Consider the following 16255-nt stretch of genomic DNA (forward strand, 5'->3'; position numbering starts at 1 on the left):
CGGTCCCCCCACAGCGGGCCCCGCCCCGACCTCGGGGGCCGGGTCAGGCCCCGGTCACCCGGTTCTCCGGGTCCACGCCTGCGGCCGGGTCGCCGCCCTCGGCCGGCTGTTCGGGGTGCGGCGTGCGGCCGGTCTCGTGCTGGTCGCTCGTGGCGTCGCCCTCGGCGGGCTCCGCGGGGTGCGGGGTGCGTCCGGTGTTCTCGGTCATGCCCGCCCCGTGCCCCCGCCCGCCGTGGCGCAATCATCAGCCGACGGGCCTGGCCGGATCAGCCGACGGGCTCGGCCGCGGGGGTCTGGGGCAGCAGCGCCTGGACCGCGTCGTCGTCCGGCAGCGCACCACGCGCGCCCGCACCGGTCGTCGACAGCGCCGCTGCGGTGACGGCGTAGCGGACCGCGTCGGCCAGCGTCTCGCCGCGGTCCAGGGCGCTGCTCAGCGCACCGCAGAAGCAGTCACCGGCTCCGGTGGTGTCGACTGGCTCGACCGGCGGGGGTCCCTGCACGTGCGCCGGGCCCTCCGCCGGCACCACCAGTGCGCCCCGCGCCCCCAGGGTGACCACCGCCGACCGCGCGCCCAGCCCGCGGGCCAGCTCGGCCAGCTCGCCGGGGGAGAGCTCGCCGGACGGGGCACCGGTCAACCGGCGCAGCTCGTGCTCGTTGGGCACCAGGACGTCGACCCGGGCCAGCAGGTCGGCCGGCAGCGGCTGCGGCGGCGCGGGGTTGAGGACGACGGTGCCCCGGGTGGCCGCGGCGGCGGCCTGCACCGTGTCCAGCGGGGTCTCCAGCTGGAGCAGCAGCACGCCGGCGCGGTGCACCGAGTCCACGTCGACGTCCGCGGGGGTCAGCTCGGCGTTGGCGCCGGGCACCACCACGATCAGGTTCTCCCCGCCGGCCGCCTCGACCGGGATCACCGCCGACCCGGTGGGCACCCCCTCCGTGCGGTGCACCCGCCCGACGTTGACCCGGGCATCGGCGAGCGCGGCGAGCTGTCGGCCCGCCGCCGGATCGGTGCCGACCCGGCCGACCATGTGGACACCGGTGCCCAGCCGTCCGGCGGCGGCGGCCTGGTTGGCGCCCTTGCCCCCGGGCAGGACTGCGACCGCTGAGCCGATGACGGTCTCCCCGCGGCCGGGCAGCCGGTCGACGGTCACCACGACGTCCTCGTTGAGGCTCCCCACCACGGTCACGGACACGGCGCGCTCCCGGTGGTCACCACGGCACCAGCGTAGAGAGGCTGCTCAGTCGGCCCTCCCCGTCCGCCGCTGCCGCAGCGGCAGCCCGTACCAGGTGACCAGCCCGATGAGGACGATCGCCGCGCACACCGTGACCGCCGGCCACCGCCCGAGCACCACGTCCAGCACCAGCAGCACCGCGCTGGTGATGCCGGTGAGGAGCAGGGTGAGCCCGACCACCAGCGACCGGTCGGCGAACCGGACGATCGACGCCTTCTGCCGCCGCCGGAACAGCATCCGGTGGAAGGAGACGGGGGCGATGAGGACCACCGTGGCCGTGGCGGTGCTGATCATCGTGACCGCGTAGACCGTCGTCCCGAAGGTGCCCAGGTCGGCGAAGCGGGACTGGAACGGCAGGGTCAGGAGGAAGGCGAAGAGCACCTGGACGGCGGTGATCGCCACCCGGATCTCCTGCAGCACCTCGTTGACGTTGCGGTCCAGCACCTCGTCGGGTGTCTCACCGCGGGCCAGGGCGGTCCGTTCGGCCTCGCTCCGTTTCTCCGCCACCCGCCTGCGGTACCGCAGGCGCAGCCGATCGACACCCGGGAGACGCCCATGGCCGACCACCAGACCGATGACGCCGACAGCACCCGCCGCGAGTTCGGCGAGGCGGTGAACATGACCGCCGGTGAGCTGGAGGGGTGGCTGGAGACCGAGGAGTCGCAGTCGGTGGGGCAGAAGAGCGGCGGGTCGGGGGAGTCCACCGGGCACGAGTCGGGCCGGCGGATCGTGCAGCTGCTGCGCACGAAGAAGGCCGACCTCACCGACGACGACCTGGCCCACATGCGCAAGGTGCACGGCTACGTGCAGCGGCACCTGGCCCAGGAGCCCGCCAAGGAGGACGTCGAGACGTCGCGGTGGCGGTGGTCGCTGATGAACTGGGGCCACGACCCGCTCAAGGGCAAGTAGCGTCGCCGGCGTGCAGCGCAACGACCCGGCGCAGTACGACCAGCTGGCCGACCAGTGGTGGGACCCGCGCGGCGGCTTCGCGATGCTCCAGTGGATCGCCGCGTCGCGGGCCGGCCACGTGCCCCCGGCGTCGGCACCCGGGGCCGTCCTGGTCGACCTGGCCTGCGGCGGTGGCCTGATGGCCCCGCACGTGCAGCGGCTGGGATACCGGCACGTCGGCGTCGACATCGGGCTGGCCGGGCTGGAGGTCGCCCGCCGGCACGCGGTGTCCGTCGTCCGGGGGTCGGTGCTGGAGGTTCCGCTGGCCGACGGGTGCGCCGACGTCGTCACCGCCGGGGAGATCCTCGAGCACGTCGCGGACCCCGGGCAGGTGCTCGCCGAGAGCGCCCGGCTGCTCAAGCCCGGCGGTCTGCTGGTCATCGACTCGATCGCGGCCACCCGGCTCGCCCCGCTGGTGGCGGTCCGGATCGCCGAGCGGCTGCCCGGGGGACCGCCGCCGGGCATCCACGACCCGGCGCTGTTCGTCGACCGGCGCGAGCTGCTGGCCACCGCGGACCGGCTGGGGCTGGACCTCCGGCTGGTCGGCCTGCGCCCCTCCGTGCGGGACCTGGTCGCCTGGCGGCGGGGGCGCCGGGACAGCGTGCGGATGCGCACCATGCCCTGGACCGGGATCCTCTTCGCCGGCTCGGCGACCAAGCGCCCGGAGCCCGTCGCCGAGCAGCGGACGCCGGGGTCCGCACGTACCGTCAGGGCATGACCGCCAGCGGCCCCGTGACCCCCAACGCGCCGGGAACGGCCTGGTGACCGCCGCCGTCGTCACCGGTTCGGGCCGCGCCCTGCCGGCCAGCTACCAGCAGGGCGAGGTCTGGGACGGGTACTTCGCGGCGAAGTACGCCGGGCTGCGGGCCGCCGAGCGGGTGTTCCGCGGCGCCGGCGTCCGCAGCCGGCACGCGGTGGTCAACCCCGTCGACGAGGACGTGTCGCAGTGGGGCACCGGGGCGCGGATGGAGCGTTACGTCACCGAGGGGCTCCCGCTGGGCAAGCAGGCCGTCGCGACCGCGCTGGACGCCGCCGGGCTGGCCCCCGGGGACGTCGGGCAGTTCGCCGTCGCCACCTGCACCGGGTACGCCACCCCCGGTCTGGACATCCGGCTGGCCAGCGACCTCGGCATGCCGCTCGGGCTGCAGCGGCTGCTCGTGGGCCACATGGGCTGTTACGCGGCCCTGCCCGGGCTGGCTGCCGTGAGCGACTTCGTCACGGCACGTTCCCGGCCGGCCGTGCTGCTGTGCCTGGAGCTGACCAGCCTGCACGTGCAACCGGCCGTCGCCGACCTGGAGCAGGTCGTCACCCACGCGCTGTTCAGCGACGCCGCGGCCGCGATCGTCGTCGAGCCCGCCGCGCGGCGGGGCCGGCGGGTCGCCGGGATGGTCGCCCGCACCGACCACGCCACCGCCGACCACATGACCTGGGACGTCACCGACCTCGGGTTCCGGATGGGGCTCTCGCCCCGCGTGCCCGACGTGCTCGCCCGGCACGTCGGCGGGGTGGTCGAGGAGCTGCTCGCCGAGTCCGGGCTGCGGGTGGAGGACGTCGCCGGCTGGGCGGTGCACCCGGGCGGGCCGCGGATCCTGGACGTCGTCCGGGACGAGCTGGGGCTCACCGAGGAACAGATGACCCCCTCGCGCCGGGTGCTCGCCGAGCACGGCAACTGCTCGTCGGCCACGGTGCTGCTGGTGCTCGACGAGCTCGCCGACGTCGACGGCCCGGTGGTCGCGATGGCCTTCGGTCCGGGCCTGACCCTCTACGCCACCCTCCTCCTCCCGGCCTGAGCCGAACTCCCCGGCCGTCACCTGGGCTGGCCGCAGCCTGGGTCAACCTGCTCGAACTGACGTTGAGCCGCGCCACGACGCGGCTCAACGTCAGCTCACCCGGCTCAACCCCCGGCTGGCGACGCCGATCAGAGCCGGCCCTCAGCCGCCTAGGTGGGCTTGCTTGGGGGCCAGGCCGCGCAGCGCCTCGGCGGCCACCCGGTCCCGGTCGGCGCCGCCGGCGGCGACCACGGCCGCTCCGACCAGGCCCTCGACGAGCGGGGCCGCGCTGAGCACCACCCGCGCCCGGACGTCGTCGTCCAGCAGCTCCAGCGCCGTCTCGGCCGACATCACCGCGCTGCCCAGGTCCATCAGCACCACCACGCCGTCCCCGGTGTCGGCGGCGGCGATGGCCGTGGAGACGGCGACCGCGTCGGTGCCCAGTCCGCCGTCGTCGGTGCCGGCGGCCACCTCGATGGCCAGGGTCGAGTTCGGCAGCATCTGCCGGGCCAGCTCGACGGCCGCGTCGGCCAGCGGCCGGCTGTGCGAGACGACGACGATGCCCACGGCGGCCACGGTCAGCTCCTCCCCAGCGTCGCGGCGGCAGCCTCGACCAGCAGCACCGCGGACTCGGCCCCCGGGTCGACGTGGTCCGCGCTCCGCTCGCCCAGGTAGCTGGCCCGGCCCTTGCGGGCGACCAGCGGCGTCACCGAGTCGCGCCCCCGTGCCGCGGCGTCCGCGGCCGCGCGCAGCGCCGCGTCCAGCTCCTGCCCGGCGCCGACCGCCTCGGTGAGGGCGTCGGCCGCGGGGAGCAGCGCGTCCACCATCGTCTTGTCCTGCAGTTCGGCCTTGCCGCGGGCGACGACGCCCTCGACGCCGGCCCGGAACGCGGCGGCGAAGGCGGCCGGTGAGCCGTCGTCCAGGGCACCGGACATCCGCAGGAAGAGCGTCCCGTAGAGGGGTCCGCTGGTGCCGCCCACCTTGCTGATCATGGTCATCGCGACCGTCTTCAGCAGCGCCGCACCGTCGGCCGGCGGGCTCGCGTCGAGGGCGGCGACGGCCGCGGTCATCCCGCGGTGCATGTTCGTGCCGTGGTCGGCGTCGCCGATGGCGGAGTCGAGCTCGGTCAGCTCGTCGCGGTGCTCGGTGACGGCGCGGGCGTACTCGCGCACCCAGGCCCCGAGGGCGTCGATGTCCACTGTGGCCATGCTCAGACCCCCCACCGCAGCGCCGGCGTGCGCACCGGGTCATCCCAGAGCCGGATCAGCTCGTCGTCGACCTTGAGCAGGGTGATCGAGCAGCCGGCCATCTCCAGGCTGGTCATGTACGAGCCGACCAGCGAGCGGGCCACCGTCACGCCGGCCTTGGCCAGCGCCGCCTGCACCTCGGCGTAGACCACGTAGAGCTCGAGCAGCGGCGTGCCGCCCATCCCGTTGACGAAGGCGAGCACCCCGTCGCCGCCGGTGAAGTCCAGGTCGGCCAGCACCGGCTCCAGCAGCATCTCGGCGACCTCGCGCGCCGGGGCGACCGGCACCCGGCGGCGGCCCGGCTCGCCGTGGATGCCCACGCCCAGCTCCATCTCCCCCGCGGGCAGGTCGAAGGTCGGCTTGCCGGCGGACGGCACGGTGCAGGAGGTGAGCGCCATGCCCATGCTGCGGCCCTGCCCGTTGACCCGGCGGGCCACCTCGGCGACCTCGGCCAGCGGACGGCCCTGCTCGGCGGCGGCGCCGGCCAGCTTCTCCACCAGCACGGTGACGCCCACGCCGCGCCGGCCGGCGGTGTAGAGGCTGTCCTGGACGGCGACGTCGTCGTCGGTGACGACGGAGACCACCTCGGTGCCGGACTCCGCGGCGACGAGCTCGGCGGCCATCTCGAAGTTCATCACGTCGCCGGTGTAGTTCTTCACGATGTGCAGCACGCCGGCGCCGGCGTCGACCCCCTGGGTCGCCGCGACCATCTGGTCCGGGACGGGGGAGGTGAACACCTCACCGGCGCAGGCGGCGTCGAGCATGCCGAGCCCGACGAACCCACCGTGCAGCGGCTCGTGCCCCGAGCCGCCTCCGGAGACCAGTCCGACCTTGCCCGCCATCGGCGCATCGCCGCGGAAGACGACCCGGTGTTCGCTGTCGATCCGCAGCTCCGGGTGTGCTGCGGCCATGCCGCGCAGGGCGTCGTCGACGACGTCTGCCGGGTCGTTGATGAGCTTCTTCATCGCGGGCTCCTGATCATGGGGGACCAGCGAACCGTAGGAGTGGGCCACGTCTCAGGGCAACGGGGAGCGGTCCGCATCGTCGGACGACGGTCCCTCTCCGAGCTCAGGGCTGCACGATCGACGTGACCTGGGGCACACTCGGCCTCCCATGCCCTCCAGCGCATGCCGGTCGCGATCCGGCGCGGAGGGCGCACGACCCAGAACCCGGTCCCCAGAGCTGAGGAGCTCCCCCAGATGGCTGGCAACAGAGGCGTTGCGTACATCGAGCCCGGCAAGGTCGAGGTGCACGAGACCGACTACCCGAAGCTGGAACTGCAGGACGGACCGGGGGTGAACCCGGCCAACGTGGGCCGCAAGCTGAACCACGGGGTGATCCTCAAGGTGGTCACCACCAACATCTGCGGCAGCGACCAGCACATGGTCCGCGGCCGGACGACGGCGCCACCGAACCTGGTGCTCGGCCACGAGATCCTCGGCGAGGTGGTCGAGAAGGGGTCCGACGTCGAGTTCATCGAGGTGGGCGACCTCTGCTCGGTGCCGTTCAACATCGCCTGCGGGCGCTGTCGCAACTGCAAGGAGGGCAAGACCGGGATCTGCCTGAACGTGAACCCGGCTCGCCCCGGAGCGGCCTACGGGTACGTGGACATGGGCGGCTGGGTCGGGGGGCAGGCCGAGTACGTGACGGTGCCCTACGCCGACTGGAACCTGCTCAAGTTCCCGGACAAGGACCAGGCCATGGAGAAGATCCTGGACCTGACCATGCTGTCGGACATCTTCCCGACCGGCTTCCACGGGGCGGTCACCGCCGGGGTGAAGCCCGGCTCGACCGTGTACATCGCCGGGGCCGGCCCGGTCGGTCTCGCGGCGGCCGTCGGCGCCCAGCTCCTCGGTGCGTCGGTGGTGATCGTCGCCGACCTCGTCGAGCAGCGGCTGGCCCAGGCGCGCAGCTTCGGCTGCGAGACCGTCGACGTGTCCAAGGGCTCGCCGCAGGACCAGATCGAGCAGATCCTGGGCGAGCCGCAGGTGGACGCCGCCGTCGACGCGGTGGGCTTCGAGGCCCGCGGCCACGGCGAGGGAGCGGGCAAGGAGGCGCCGGCGACGGTGCTGAACTCGCTGATGGAGGTCACCGCGGCCGGCGGCGCCATCGGCATCCCGGGGCTCTACGTCACCGGCGACCCCGGGGGCATCGACGAGGCCGCCAAGGTCGGCTCGCTGTCGCTGAGCCTGGGCACCGGCTGGGCGAAGTCGCTCTCCTTCACCACCGGTCAGTGCCCGGTGATGCGCTACAACCTGGGGCTGATGAAGGCGATCCTCAACGACAAGGTGCAGATCGCGAAGGCGGTCAACGCCACGACCATCTCCCTGGACGAGGCGCCGCAGGGGTACCAGGACTTCGACTCCGGTGCGGCGAAGAAGTACGTGATCGACCCGCACGGGATGGTCGGCAAGAAGGCCGCCTAGGACGACGCGGGCCGGGGCGGGTGCCCCGGGCCCGCGTGTCACCACAGGTCACCCCGGCGCCAGTCGCAGACCAGCCGGTCGGCGAGGTCCAGCGGCGCCGGGGTGGCCGGGGTGGGCAGCACGAACACCGGTTCACCCGGGGTGGCGACCACGCCCTCGGGGGTCAGTGCCGCCAGGTCGCCGGACCAGGGGAGCCACCCGCGGGGGCCGTACAGCCGGGCGCCGTCCTCGCTGGCGGCCAGCGCGCCGAGTTCGAAGCCGCCCCGGACGAACCGTTCCGCCTCGGCCATCACGGCCGCGCCGACGCCGCGGCGGCGCAGGGTGGCTGCGGTGGCGACGGCCTCGACGTAGCCGGTCCGCAGCGTCCGGCCGGCAGTGATGAGCTGGCGGACGACGACGGCGGCATGCCCGGCCAGTTCGCCGTCCACGGTGGCCAGCACGTGGACGCCGCCGAGGGCGTGGGACCAGTCGTCGTCGCTGAAGCCGCCGGTGAACGCCGTGTCGAGGAAGCCCCGCAGCCGGTGGAGCTCGGCCGCGGACAGGTCGGCGGTGGGGGCGCTGCGGACGGTGACCGTCGTGCGGATGTGGCTCACCGGACCAGCTTCGCGGAGGTGGGGTGAGCGGCGCAGCGCGGCCCAGGAGAGGGCCGGTGGAGCAGGAGAGCGGGTGACGAGAATCGAACTCGCACTGTCAGCTTGGGAAGCTGATGTTCTACCATTGAACTACACCCGCGACAGGTCAGTGACCTGTCCGAGAGCTTAGCAAGCCAGCCACCCCCGACCGGTACCCGGTCGGGGGTGGCTGCGTCTCAGCTGCTCAGCGCAGCACCCCTCGGCAGCCCGTGCTCCAGTCCGGCGGCCAGGACGAGCAGCCCAGGGTGGACCGGAGCCCGGCATCAGCCCCGCATCACGCCGAGGAAGCCGGTCATCTCCGAACGCAGTTTCTCCGCCATCCGGGACAGCCCGGTGGTGTCGGTCCCGGCCGGGCCCAGCGACGCGGAACCGTCGACCGCGGCGGCGATCCCGTCCACCAGCCCGTTCATCTCGGTGACGGTGTTCCCGACGTTGCTCATCACGGTCGCGACGTCGTCGCAGGCTGCGCGCACCGACTCCACCTGGGTGGTGACCCGCTCGGTGGCCCGGGCGGTCTGGTCGGCCAGGTCCTTGACCTCGGAGGCGACGACGGCGAAGCCCTTGCCCGCCTCACCCGCACGGGCCGCCTCGATGGTGGCGTTGAGCGCGAGCAGCCGGGTCTGGTCGGCCACCGTCTCGATCAGGGCGATGACCTGCCGGATCTCGGTCGAGGAGCGGTCGAGGGAGGTGATCGAGTCCCGGGCCCGGTCGACCTCGGTGCTCGCCGCGGTCGCCGCACCGGTGAGGCCGGCAGCCGAGGCGCTCAGCTCGGTCGCCGCGGTCGCCACTCCCTCGCTCATCGCCAGGACGACCGACTCGAACTCGTCGGCCAGCCGCAGCTGGTGGTCGTGGGCCTCCAGTACGCGGTCGGCGCTGGCCCGCATGGCCTCCCGGGCGGCGTTGATGTCCGAGGCGCTCTGCCGGTAGGCGCCGGGCAGTCCGGTGAGCAGCACCTGCCGGTGGTAGCGGCCCTCGGCGGCCGAGGTCAGCGCAGCGCTGGACTCCCGGATGAAGGCGTCGGAGACGTCGAGCGCCCGGTTGACGCTGTGCTGCAGCGCGACCAGCTGGGGGACGTCGTCCGAACCCGGCACCGGACGGCTGCGCGCCTCCAGGTCGCCCCGGGCCGCTGCATCGCAGGCCTCGGTCAGCTGCTGGACGAAGGCCCGGTAGACGGCGAGCTCGACGGCGTCGTCCCGGGACCCGCCGCGGGGGGTGCGTCGTGCCATCTCAGTCGCCCTTCTCGCTGATGATCGACCAGATGAAGTCCTCGTAGCTGGGCGCCCGTTCGGCGATCAGCCGATGCAGCAGCTCGCTCGACGCCGCCACCGCGGCCCGCGCGGTCGGGTGCCGTCGCTCCTCTACGAGCAGCTGCTCGTAGAGCGGCTCGACCGCGGCGATCCCGGCCCGGGAGGGGCAGCGCCGGTTGGAGTGGTAGCCCACCACCGACCCATCCGGCCCGTAGGACGGCGTGACGTGCGCGAGCACCCAGTAGTGGGCGCCGTCGGCGGCCAGGTTGTCGATGTAGGCGAACAGCTCCTGCCGCTGGGCCAGGGTCTCCCACAGCAGGGCGAACACCGCACGGGGCATGTCCGGGTGCCGGATCAGGTTGTGCGGCTGCCCGATGACCTCGTCGAGGGAGTACGCGCCGACCCGCAGGAACACGTCGTTGGCGTAGGTGATCACCCCGCGGGCGTCCGTCTTGGAGACGATCAGCTCATCGGGGGAGAAGGTGCGCTCGACCCCGGTCGGGCGCACTGCCCGACGCTCGGCGCGGGCTGCACTGGGTGTCGCCATCGTCAGGACCACGGGCGCCTGCTTCCGTCCATTGCCGTTCCGGCACTCGGTCGTGTCTCAGGTTCATCGGCAGGTGTGCCGCGCTGTTCATCCGGGTCGTCCGGAACGGGACCAAGGTCCCGAGCGACCGGTCCCTAGACTCCGCGGCATGCTGCTGTCCGACCGCGACATCCGAGCGGCCCTGGCGACCGGCCGGCTCGGGATCGAGCCCTACGAGCCGGCGATGGTGCAGCCCTCGAGCATCGACGTCCGGCTCGACCGGTTCTTCCGGGTCTTCAACAACGCCCGGTACACCCACATCGACCCGGCGGAGCAGCAGGACGACCTGACCACCCTGGTGGAGCCGACCGGCGACGACGCCTTCGTGCTGCACCCGGGGGAGTTCGTGCTCGGGTCGACGCTGGAGGTCGTCCGCATCCCCGACGACCTGGCCGCCCGGCTGGAGGGGAAGTCCTCCCTGGGCCGGCTCGGCCTGCTCACCCACTCGACGGCAGGGTTCGTCGACCCCGGGTTCTCCGGGCACATCACCCTGGAGCTGTCCAACGTGGCGAACCTGCCGATCACGCTGTGGCCGGGGATGAAGATCGGCCAGCTGTGCCTGTTCCAGCTGAGCTCGGCCGCCGAGCACCCCTACGGCTCGGCGGTCTACGGCTCGCGCTACCAGGACCAGCGCGGCCCGACGCCGTCCCGGTCCTTCCGCAACTTCAACCGGGCCGAGACCCGCCGCCCCGACCCGGCCTGACCCGTCTCCCGGGTGGCGGGTGTCCGACCCCTCGGTGAACGGTGGCGCGAGGCCGGATGACGGGCCGCCTTCCGGGGTAGGCCCTGCCCCATGGACCCCCGGGACACCGCTGTTCTCCTGCCTCAGCCGTCGGGCAACCACGTCGTGGACGGCTTCTTCGACTGCGCCGAGGAGTCGGCGCACTACGCCTTCTCGGTCCAGCTCCTGCTGACCCAGTACGCGACCCTGGTGCCCTGGCAGGCCGAGGGCGTGGCGGAGCTCGGCAGCGGTGACGCGCGGGCCATCGCGCACGTCGTGCGGGCGGTGCCCGGGTTGCAGGTGCACGGCACCGACATCAGCACGACGTCGGTCGAGCGGGCCCGGCAGACGATCGACGGGCTCGGCGTCAGCGACCGCTACACCGTCGAGCACGGTGACTTCTTCGCCTGGGCCGACTCCCCGGCCGGGCGGGACGTCTCCACGGTGATCGCCAACCCGCCCTACATCCCCGCGCCGGACGCGGACATCCTGATGCCCGAGCTCTGGGGCGGCTGGTACGGCAACGACATGGTCCTCCGGCTGCTCAAGGCCGGTTTCGACCACCTGCTGGTCGCGCTGCCCAGCTACTCCGACCCCGCCGCCACGCTGTCCACGGCGCGCGACCTCGGTTACCAGGTGGCGAACTTCCTGGCGATGGGCCTGGAGTTCGGGGCCTACAGCGGGGAGTCGAAGGTCCGGGAGCACATCGCCGCGCTGACCGCGGAGGGGCACGGCTGGGCGGGCGAGGACTCCTACGTCGTCGCCGTCGCGCTGCTCACCCGGTCACCGGAGCTGCGCCGGGACCGGTCGACCGAACTGCTGCGAGCCCTGCAGCTGTCGGTCTGAGCTCGGTCCGTCAGCGCTCGGCCGGTCAGCGCTCGGTCCGCGGGAGGAGGACGGGCGGTTCGGCCCCGGCGACCTCGGTCTCCGGGAAGTCACCGCGGCGACCGACCGGTCCGGCGAGCGCGGGGACCTCGTCGTCGACGTACCGCGGCCGGCAGATGCTCCAGCCGGTGACCAGCAGCAGCCCGACCCCGGCGTAGACCAGCACGAACATGCCGGTGTACCCGCCGGTGACGCCCCGCAGCAGGCCGACCAGCAGCGGGCCCACCCCGGCCAGCGCGTACCCCCAGCCCTGGGCGACGGTGGACAGGGCGCTCACCGACTCCGGGGTGCGGCCGCGCAGCCCGAAGAGGGCCAGGATCATCGCGAACGTGCCCATGCCCAGGCCCAGCAGGCAGACCCACAGCCAGGTCAGCGTGAGCGGGGCGAGCAGCAGGCCGGTCCAGCCGGCCAGGTAGCAGGCGACGAAGGCCAGCAGCATCGGCCGCTGCCACCGGGGTCGCACCGTGCCGAGCGGGACGACGGCGTTGAGCGGGATGACGATCAGCGCGTTCAGCCCGACCAGGAACCCGGCTGCCTCCGCGGACATCCCCTCGTCGCGGAGGTACTGCGCCGTCCAGCCGACGATGACGTAGGCCTGCATCGCCTGCAGTCCGAAGAAGGCGGCCATCGTCCAGGCCAGCCGACTGCGCCGGAGCTCCCGCAGCCGCACCGCGGTGTGCCCGCCCCGGGAGGCACCGGGCCGGACCGGGACGGCGAGCCAGGGCAGCGCCGCGACCAGGGCGAACACCGCCCAGATGCCCAGTCCCCAGCGCCAGCCGTCGGCGCCGGCCGCCTCGGCGATCGGCGCGGTGGAGACGCTGGCGACCGCCCCGCCGATCGCCAGGGCGGTGCTGTAGGCGCCGACCAGCAGGCCGGTGCGCTCGGGGAACCACCGCTTGACCAGCCCGGGGAGCAGCACGTTGCCCAGCGCCCCGCCGACCATCGTGGCCACGGTGCCGAGCAGGAACACCCACACGTTCGGCACCGACACCCGCAACAGCAGCCCGATCGCCATGACTAGCAGGGCCGCGGCCAGCACGTGCCCGTCGCGGAACCGCGCTGCCAGCGGCGGGCCGGCGAAGCCGATCAGCGCGAAGCAGATCAGCGGCATGCTGGTGATCAGTCCGGCGAGGCCGGAGGAGATGCCCAGGCCGCGTTCGATCTCCTGCAGCACCGGGCCGACGCTGTTGACCGCGGTGCGCAGGTTGAACCCGGTCAGCACGATCGCCGTCCCGACCAGGACCAGGCCCTGCCGGGAGGACGTGCGCGGCGGCAGCGGGGCGGCGGCGCGGGTCACGTCCGCTCATCCTCCTCCCCGAGCCGTCGCAGCCCGGGAACCGGGTCGGGGCCGGGGCGCGTCGGGTCAGCGGGTGCCGGTCACCGTGACCGGGACCTCGGCCACCTGCTCGGTGGTGCCGTCCCCGGCCACCCGCAGCATCACCAGGTCGTGGACGCCGTCACCGGCGGGGGCGGCCAGCTGCAGGACCGGGCTCAGGCACTGGGGCAGCCGGAACGCCGGTCCGGCCGGGGTCTGGGTGTAGCTCACGGTGCTGCCGGCGTCGCCGCGGACCGGTTCACCGTCCAGGGTCATCACGTAGTCGACGTCCTCGGCCCCGGTCACCCGGAACCGCAGCGGCTGACCGGCGGCCACGACACTGCTGGCGACGGCGATCCGTGGGTCCTCGCAGTCGGCGGTGAGGGTCACCTCCTCGGCACCCCGGCCGCCGGCGACGGCGAGCACCGTCATCACCACGATCGCGATCGCCAGCCAGGTCCAGTGCCGGCTGCGCCGGATCGTGGGGCGGTCGTCGGCCAGCGCGCGCTCGTCGTTGACGTCCCGGGCGTAGTGCATCCGGGTGCTGCGGGAGGCCGCGGCGCGCTCGGCCTCACCCCGACGACGGCCGCCGCCGTACGGAGAGCTCATGCCGCCCAGTGTCCGCCCCGGTTGTGCGGTCGCGTCACCCTCGTCCTGCGGCCCCCGTGCAGGGTCCCGCCGCGAGCCTGCGAGTGGTGGGGGGCACGGGGGTCCTTCTTCAGCTGTGCTGGGTGGCGGCGGAGCCGGTGCCGGCCGGGTCGTCGGGCTCGGTGCCCACGGCGGGGCCGGACTCCGTGCCCGGTGCGCCCGCGGGGGCCATCGAACGGAGCAGGATCTGGCTGACGTCCAGGACCTCGACGTGCGACTTCGCCTCGCCGGCCTGCTGCTTGCTCGTCACCGCGTCGCTGAGCATGGTGATGCAGAAGGGGCACGCGGTGGAGATGACGTCCGGGTCCAGCTCGAGCGCCTCCTCGGTGCGCTCGACGTTGATCCGCTTGCCGATCTTCTCCTCCATCCACATCCGTGCGCCGCCGGCGCCGCAGCAGAAGCCCCGGTCCTTGCAGCGGTGCATCTCCTGGGTGGTCAGGCCCTGCACGGAGTCGAGGATCTCCCGCGGGGGCGTGTAGACCTTGTTGTGCCGGCCCAGGAAGCACGGGTCGTGGTAGGTGACCTTGCGGTCGATCGGGGTGACGGGGGTCAGTCGCCCCTCCTCGACCAGCTGCCCGAGCAGCTGGGTGTGGTGGACGACGTCGTAGTCGCCGCCCAGCTGCGGGTACTCGCGGTTGATCGAGTTGAAGCAGTGCGGGCAGGTGGCGACGATCTTTCGCCGTCCGGCCGGGCGCTCCTCGAAGACGGCGTTCAGCGTCTCCACGTTCTCCTGCGCCAGCTGCTGGAACAGGAACTCGTTGCCCATCCGGCGGGCCGGGTCGCCCGAGCAGGTCTCCCCGTTGCCCAGGACGGCGAACTCCACGTCGGCGATGTGCAGCAGCTCGGCGACGGCCTTGGTGACCTTCTTGGCGCGGTCGTCGATGGCGCCGGCGCAGCCGACCCAGAACAGGTACTCGACGTCGTCGTCGATGGCGCCGTCGACCTGCCGGACCTCGAAGTCGAGCTCCTTCATCCACTCCTCGCGGACGTTGCCACCCACGCCCCACGGGTTCCCGCGGTTCTCCAGGTTGCGCATCATCACGCCGGCCTCGGAGGGGAAGCTGGACTCGATCAGCACCTGGTAGCGGCGCATGTCCATGATGTGGTCGACGTGTTCGATGTCGACCGGGCACTGCTCGACGCAGGCGCCGCAGTTGGTGCAGCTCCACAGCACGTCGGGGTCGATGACCCCGCCCTCCTCGAGGGTGCCGACCAGCGGGCGGTGCGCCTGGGCGTCGTTGGTGCCCTCGATCCGGGCGTAACCCGACGCCCAGACCTGCTCGTCACTGGGCTTGAGGGTGGAGTAGTCGGCGAAGTCGGGGGCGTTGTCCGACGCCTTCGTCGCGCCGGTCAGGTACGGGGCCTTGGCGTACAGGTGGTCCCGCAGGTCCATGATCACCATCTTCGGTGACAGCGGCTTGCCGGTGTTCCAGGCCGGGCACTGGCTCTGGCACCGCCCGCACTCGGTGCAGGTGGTGAAGTCCAGCATGCCCTTCCAGGTGAAGTCCTCGATCTTGCCGCGACCGAAGACGTCGTCCTCGCCGGGGTCCTCGAAGTCGATCGGCTTGCCGCCCGAGGTCATCGCCGGCAGCGGGCCGAGGGCCTGGGAGCCGTCGTCCTCACGCTTGAAGTAGATGTTGAAGAACGCGCTGAACCGGTGCCACGCGACGCCCATGTTGAGCACCCGCGAGATGGTGATCAGCCAGCCCAGGCTGACCACGATCTTGACGAAGGCGACGATCGACAGCAGGTCCGGGTTCGCCGGGACCAGGTTCGCCAGCGCCCCGGAGACCGGGTGCGACCAGGCCGGCGCGTCGGTCAGGCCGGCGGAGACCTTGATCGCGCGGATCAGCAGGATGCAGATGCCGATGGTCAGGACGACGGCCTCGACGAAGTAGCCGCGCCCCTCGTTGGACCCGGCGAACCGGCTGGCCCGGCCCTGGCGGCGCGGGTGGTCGAGCTGGCGCCGGACGATCAGGTACAGGATGCCCAGCACCGTGGCCGCGCCGATCAGGTCGACGAAGAGGTTCCACAGCGCCCACTCGCCGATCAGCGGGAGGTGCCACGTCGGGTCGAAGACCTCCCCGAACGCCTCGACGAGGGTGAGGAAGAGGCCGTAGAACCCGATGAAGACGAACCAGTGGGCGGCGCCGATGGCCGACCACTTGAGCATCCGGGTGTGCCCCAGCGACTCGACCGCCAACGTCTTCAGCCGCGGGCCGACCGGGCCGGAGCGGGTCGGGTCGGGCTGGCCGGTGCGGAAGATCCGCAGCATCGCGCGGACGGCCTTGGTGGCATAGACCACCGAGACGATCAGCAGGATCACGGCCAGCGTGCCGAGGACGATCTGCAACGGGCCCATGAGCTCCCTCTCGTGCGTGCGCGGGCGTCGTCGCCCACCCGGCACGGACACTAACCGGGCGGCCACAGGCTACTCGCCGGTAACCCCCAGCCCCGGGCCCCCGCGCCCCCAGCCGCCGCCCCGCGCCGCCGCGCCCCGCACCGCGCACCGCGCCCCGCGCCGCCGCCGGCCTCACCTCCCGGGGCCCGGCCTCACGCTGTGCGGTGAGGACGGCGCCCGGCGGGTGCGGTCGGCCGGGTG

General features: G+C 73.3%; 18 protein-coding genes and 1 tRNA gene. 6 read left to right on the top strand and 13 right to left on the bottom strand.

The annotated features are described in order from the left end of the window. Positions 1–43: 43 nt before the first annotated feature. Genes O2W18_RS13190 through O2W18_RS13200 form a run of 3 tightly spaced genes read right to left on the bottom strand, consistent with a single transcriptional unit; the run spans position 44 to position 1736 of the window. Positions 44–208: a hypothetical protein gene (locus tag O2W18_RS13190; RefSeq protein WP_269187977.1), complete on the bottom strand. Its 165-nt coding sequence runs from the start codon at positions 206–208 to the stop codon at positions 44–46. Positions 209–266: 58 nt separating this feature from the next. After that, entirely contained in the window at positions 267–1190 is a 924-nt protein-coding gene (locus O2W18_RS13195; RefSeq protein WP_269187978.1) for a ribokinase, read from the bottom strand. Between the two features lie 45 nt (positions 1191–1235). Beyond that, positions 1236–1736: a DUF6328 family protein gene (locus tag O2W18_RS13200; RefSeq protein ID WP_269187979.1), complete on the bottom strand. Its 501-nt coding sequence runs from the start codon at positions 1734–1736 to the stop codon at positions 1236–1238. A 48-nt stretch (positions 1737–1784) separates the two neighbouring features. Between O2W18_RS13200 and O2W18_RS13205 the strand changes: the two genes are divergently transcribed. The 3 genes from O2W18_RS13205 to O2W18_RS13215 are packed head-to-tail and all read left to right on the top strand — an operon-like array spanning position 1785 to position 3967. Continuing rightward, positions 1785–2138: a DUF3140 domain-containing protein gene (locus O2W18_RS13205; protein ID WP_269187980.1), complete on the top strand. Its 354-nt coding sequence runs from the start codon at positions 1785–1787 to the stop codon at positions 2136–2138. A gap of 10 nt (positions 2139–2148) precedes the next feature. Then, positions 2149–2895, top strand: coding sequence for a methyltransferase domain-containing protein (locus O2W18_RS13210; protein WP_269187981.1), 747 nt, complete (start codon positions 2149–2151; stop codon positions 2893–2895). Between the two features lie 43 nt (positions 2896–2938). Then, positions 2939–3967: a type III polyketide synthase gene (locus tag O2W18_RS13215; RefSeq protein WP_269187982.1), complete on the top strand. Its 1029-nt coding sequence runs from the start codon at positions 2939–2941 to the stop codon at positions 3965–3967. Between the two features lie 141 nt (positions 3968–4108). On the opposite strand, the gene dhaM is transcribed toward O2W18_RS13215, so the two are convergent. The 3 genes from dhaM to dhaK are packed head-to-tail and all read right to left on the bottom strand — an operon-like array spanning position 4109 to position 6158. After that, positions 4109–4522, bottom strand: coding sequence for a dihydroxyacetone kinase phosphoryl donor subunit DhaM (gene dhaM, locus O2W18_RS13220; protein WP_269170264.1), 414 nt, complete (start codon positions 4520–4522; stop codon positions 4109–4111). Positions 4523–4524: 2 nt separating this feature from the next. Continuing rightward, a complete protein-coding gene (gene dhaL, locus O2W18_RS13225; protein ID WP_269187983.1) occupies positions 4525–5154 on the bottom strand; it encodes a dihydroxyacetone kinase subunit DhaL in 630 nt (209 codons plus the stop codon). Positions 5155–5156: 2 nt separating this feature from the next. Next, on the bottom strand, positions 5157–6158 hold the full coding sequence (gene dhaK / locus O2W18_RS13230) for a dihydroxyacetone kinase subunit DhaK (RefSeq protein ID WP_269187984.1): 1002 nt from the start codon (positions 6156–6158) through the stop codon (positions 5157–5159). A gap of 234 nt (positions 6159–6392) precedes the next feature. Between dhaK and fdhA the strand changes: the two genes are divergently transcribed. Next, entirely contained in the window at positions 6393–7619 is a 1227-nt protein-coding gene (fdhA, locus tag O2W18_RS13235) for a formaldehyde dehydrogenase, glutathione-independent (protein ID WP_269158021.1), read from the top strand. 38 nt (positions 7620–7657) lie between these two features. Here fdhA and O2W18_RS13240 read toward each other — a convergent pair whose 3' ends face one another. The 4 genes from O2W18_RS13240 to O2W18_RS13255 all read right to left on the bottom strand — a co-directional run bounded on the left by O2W18_RS13240 (position 7658) and on the right by O2W18_RS13255 (position 10045). Further along, positions 7658–8212: a GNAT family N-acetyltransferase gene (locus O2W18_RS13240; protein WP_269187985.1), complete on the bottom strand. Its 555-nt coding sequence runs from the start codon at positions 8210–8212 to the stop codon at positions 7658–7660. Positions 8213–8280: 68 nt separating this feature from the next. After that, positions 8281–8351: transfer RNA gene (locus O2W18_RS13245), tRNA-Gly, on the bottom strand. Between the two features lie 163 nt (positions 8352–8514). Beyond that, positions 8515–9477, bottom strand: a complete 963-nt coding sequence (locus O2W18_RS13250; protein WP_269187986.1) for a methyl-accepting chemotaxis protein — start codon at positions 9475–9477, stop codon at positions 8515–8517. A gap of 1 nt (position 9478) precedes the next feature. Further along, positions 9479–10045, bottom strand: a complete 567-nt coding sequence (locus O2W18_RS13255; RefSeq protein ID WP_269187987.1) for a PAS domain-containing protein — start codon at positions 10043–10045, stop codon at positions 9479–9481. A 148-nt stretch (positions 10046–10193) separates the two neighbouring features. On the opposite strand from O2W18_RS13255, the gene dcd reads away from it, so the two are divergent. Together dcd and O2W18_RS13265 are read left to right on the top strand one after the other, a co-directional pair. Continuing rightward, entirely contained in the window at positions 10194–10787 is a 594-nt protein-coding gene (gene dcd / locus O2W18_RS13260; RefSeq protein ID WP_269170271.1) for a dCTP deaminase, read from the top strand. A gap of 90 nt (positions 10788–10877) precedes the next feature. Then, a complete protein-coding gene (locus O2W18_RS13265) occupies positions 10878–11651 on the top strand; it encodes a methyltransferase domain-containing protein (RefSeq protein ID WP_269187988.1) in 774 nt (257 codons plus the stop codon). Between the two features lie 25 nt (positions 11652–11676). On the opposite strand, the gene O2W18_RS13270 is transcribed toward O2W18_RS13265, so the two are convergent. The 3 genes from O2W18_RS13270 to O2W18_RS13280 form a co-directional block, all read right to left on the bottom strand. Beyond that, on the bottom strand, positions 11677–12987 hold the full coding sequence (locus O2W18_RS13270) for an MFS transporter (RefSeq protein WP_269187989.1): 1311 nt from the start codon (positions 12985–12987) through the stop codon (positions 11677–11679). 66 nt (positions 12988–13053) lie between these two features. Beyond that, entirely contained in the window at positions 13054–13614 is a 561-nt protein-coding gene (locus O2W18_RS13275) for a hypothetical protein (RefSeq protein ID WP_269187990.1), read from the bottom strand. A 109-nt stretch (positions 13615–13723) separates the two neighbouring features. Further along, positions 13724–16015 carry a (Fe-S)-binding protein gene (locus O2W18_RS13280; RefSeq protein WP_269187991.1) on the bottom strand — a complete coding sequence of 764 codons (2292 nt, stop codon included), beginning with the start codon at positions 16013–16015 and terminating at the stop codon, positions 13724–13726. Positions 16016–16255 lie beyond the last annotated feature (240 nt).

It is taken from the genome of Modestobacter sp. VKM Ac-2983, assembly GCF_026967885.1.
Classification (GTDB): Bacteria; Actinomycetota; Actinomycetes; order Mycobacteriales; family Geodermatophilaceae; genus Modestobacter.

Coding starts and splice junctions, on each gene's coding strand:
- dhaK (WP_269187984.1), bottom strand. CDS start 6,158: ATGAAGAAGCTCATCAACGACCCGGCAGACGTCGTCGACGACGCCCTG.
- O2W18_RS13250 (WP_269187986.1), bottom strand. CDS start 9,477: ATGGCACGACGCACCCCCCGCGGCGGGTCCCGGGACGACGCCGTCGAG.
- O2W18_RS13265 (WP_269187988.1), top strand. CDS start 10,878: ATGGACCCCCGGGACACCGCTGTTCTCCTGCCTCAGCCGTCGGGCAAC.
- fdhA (WP_269158021.1), top strand. CDS start 6,393: ATGGCTGGCAACAGAGGCGTTGCGTACATCGAGCCCGGCAAGGTCGAG.
- O2W18_RS13275 (WP_269187990.1), bottom strand. CDS start 13,614: ATGAGCTCTCCGTACGGCGGCGGCCGTCGTCGGGGTGAGGCCGAGCGC.
- O2W18_RS13190 (WP_269187977.1), bottom strand. CDS start 208: ATGACCGAGAACACCGGACGCACCCCGCACCCCGCGGAGCCCGCCGAG.
- O2W18_RS13205 (WP_269187980.1), top strand. CDS start 1,785: ATGGCCGACCACCAGACCGATGACGCCGACAGCACCCGCCGCGAGTTC.
- O2W18_RS13255 (WP_269187987.1), bottom strand. CDS start 10,045: ATGGCGACACCCAGTGCAGCCCGCGCCGAGCGTCGGGCAGTGCGCCCG.
- O2W18_RS13280 (WP_269187991.1), bottom strand. CDS start 16,015: ATGGGCCCGTTGCAGATCGTCCTCGGCACGCTGGCCGTGATCCTGCTG.
- dhaL (WP_269187983.1), bottom strand. CDS start 5,154: ATGGCCACAGTGGACATCGACGCCCTCGGGGCCTGGGTGCGCGAGTAC.
- dcd (WP_269170271.1), top strand. CDS start 10,194: ATGCTGCTGTCCGACCGCGACATCCGAGCGGCCCTGGCGACCGGCCGG.